This window comes from Microvirga massiliensis (assembly GCF_001006805.1).
Lineage (GTDB): Bacteria > Pseudomonadota > Alphaproteobacteria > Rhizobiales > Beijerinckiaceae > Microvirga > Microvirga massiliensis.
The window spans coordinates 1-2307 of sequence record NZ_LN811395.1 but is presented as its reverse complement, the minus strand read 5'-3'; the positions used below and the strand labels follow the sequence as shown (position 1 = coordinate 2307).

Sequence of the window (2307 nt, the reverse complement as noted above, 5' to 3'; positions counted from 1 at the left end):
CCGGGACCGAAATCCGAACCAGCAAGGTGCCTCCGCAGCGAGACTGCCTAGCTTGCGACAAACAGGACCGAGCGGTCTGAGGCTTCCGCCACGGCGGCAGCCACATTCCCGAAGAACAGCGTGTCGCCTGGCCGGCATGTCACCCCCATGACGATCAGGTTATGGCGGCCAAGTCGCGCTTGACGGAGGATCGCCACCTCGGGCGCGAGGTTGACCCGAACCGCCGTTTGGATCGGAACATCCATCTGGTCAGCGAGGGCAACGATGTCCTTGAGGGCCGCTTCGCCGGCGCGGCTCGCGTTGGTGTAGCGGCGACGTTGGTGTTCAGCATCGCCGGCCACGTAGAGGGCCATGACCTCGCAGCGGCTCGCGCGAGCCAGGGTGAGGGCCACGTCCACACCCCGGCGCGAAATCTCGGTGCCCGTGACGGGAACGAGAATGTCGAGGCTCACCCGCTCGGGCTCGACCCGATGGATCCCGCGGGCCGAAGCGATCGCGAAAGGCCCTTGGAACCCCCTCGCAATCCGCGTCACGCCTTCGTGGAAGCCTCCATCAGGGGCCACCGTCGGCTCGACCCCGATCACCATGAGGTCGTGCCCTTTCCGGGCCTCCGCCGCAACCTCCCGTTCAGGCGGGTCGAGCGGCACCCTTGCCATGACGTCGACCGCTGGTGAGACGGGGTCGATTGGATCGGGATCGGTAGCCGGAGCGGTCGCGGCGGCCGTCCTGAGCGCCATCTCGGCTCCGCCCGGATCGGTGGCTGGAACGGTCGGGTTCGCCTGCGCTCCAAGCGTGAGAACGGTGACGGGCATGCCGCGCGATCCCGCAACCAGACCTGCGAGGCGCGACGCAAACTTGCCTGTGGTGCTTTCGTCGACGACGACGAGAAGACGCTCGAGTCTCGATACGAACCCCTTGGCTTCGACAGCGTCCCGTTCGAGCCGGAGCTGCTCTTCCGCCTGGATTGGCAGCCGAGCCAGGGCCCAGCGGAGCATCGGCGGCATCGCCGCCGTTGTGACCGCCGCCATGGCCACGATCATCGTATAGAGGTCATGGCTCAACGCTCCCATCGAGAGGCCAATCGAGGCAATCACCACCTCGGTCGAGCCACGCGCGTTCATCCCACAGGCGAGCGCCAGCGACTCGCCCCGGGTCAGGCCCCCACCGATCCGCCCAGGAACGCGCCCGAGAACTTGCCGATGCTGGCGATGGCGATCAGGCCGATCGTCAGCATGGCCAAATCCGGGTTCTTGAGGATAGTGAGGTCCGCACTCAGACCGGCGAGGCCAAAGAAGACCGGCATGAACAGGGCGACGATCAACCCACGCAGTTGCTCTTCGATGTGTCGCGTCAGGATCGGCGATTGCCCCACCAGGATGCCGGCCACGAACGCGCCGAGCACCGTATGGACGCCGATGAGATGGGTGACGAGCGCCATGATGCCCATGATCACCAGGATCGCGGTGATAACCGGCACTTCGCTGATCAAGGTATCGTTGGCCCAGCGGATGGCGAGAAAGACGAACCGGCGGCCGAGCGTGAAGCTCGCGACGAGAAAGACCCCCGTCCCAAGGACGCTTCGCCCGATTCCGTAGGCGTCCAGCGTTCCGTGCAGCGCAAGGCTGAACGTCATGGCGATGATCACCCAGCCAATGGTGTCATCGATGATGGCCGAGGCAACGATCACCTGGCCGATGTTGCGCCGCATGAAGCCCATTTCGCGGACCACCAAGGCGACGATCTTCACGGACGAGATCGAGAGCGCGGTACCGAGGAAGAGCGACGTCACGAGGCGCTGTTCAGGATGGGGCAGCATGGCTTCGGGCAGGAATTGGCCCAGGGCGAACCCGCACATGAACGGGAGCGCGATGCCCGTCACCGATACGCTGGTGGCCGCCCGGCCGACTTTTCGGACGAGACGAAGATCCGTCTCCATGCCGGTCAGGAGCAGGAGCATCAGGATACCGAGCTGCGACACGGCCTCGAGCATGCTCTTCTGATCGTGGCTGGACGGGAATAGGGCGTGCTGCGCCTCCGGCCAGAGCGCCCCAAACAGGGACGGACCCAGGAGGATGCCCGCGAGCAACTGGCCCATGACGGCCGGCTGGCCGATCCGCTGCATCACCTCGCCAAGCAGCCGACCGACCACCAACAGGACAATGATCTGCGCCAGGAAGAGGGCGTCGGACGGTCCCTGGGCGGGTTCGCCGGCCGCAAGAGCCGATGGGCAAATCAGAACGAAAGCCCCAACCGTGCCGAGAAAGAGGGCTGTTTCTTGAGCCGGGGGCCATCGGGATCGTTTCATCC

1 pseudogene is annotated in these 2307 nt (G+C 65.6%); it reads right to left on the bottom strand.

Going from position 1 to position 2307, the window contains the following annotated elements:
* Nucleotides 1–47: 47 nt before the first annotated feature.
* Nucleotides 48–2305: pseudogene (locus tag BN1233_RS51590) on the bottom strand (cation:proton antiporter domain-containing protein).
* Nucleotides 2306–2307: the final 2 nt, after the last annotated feature.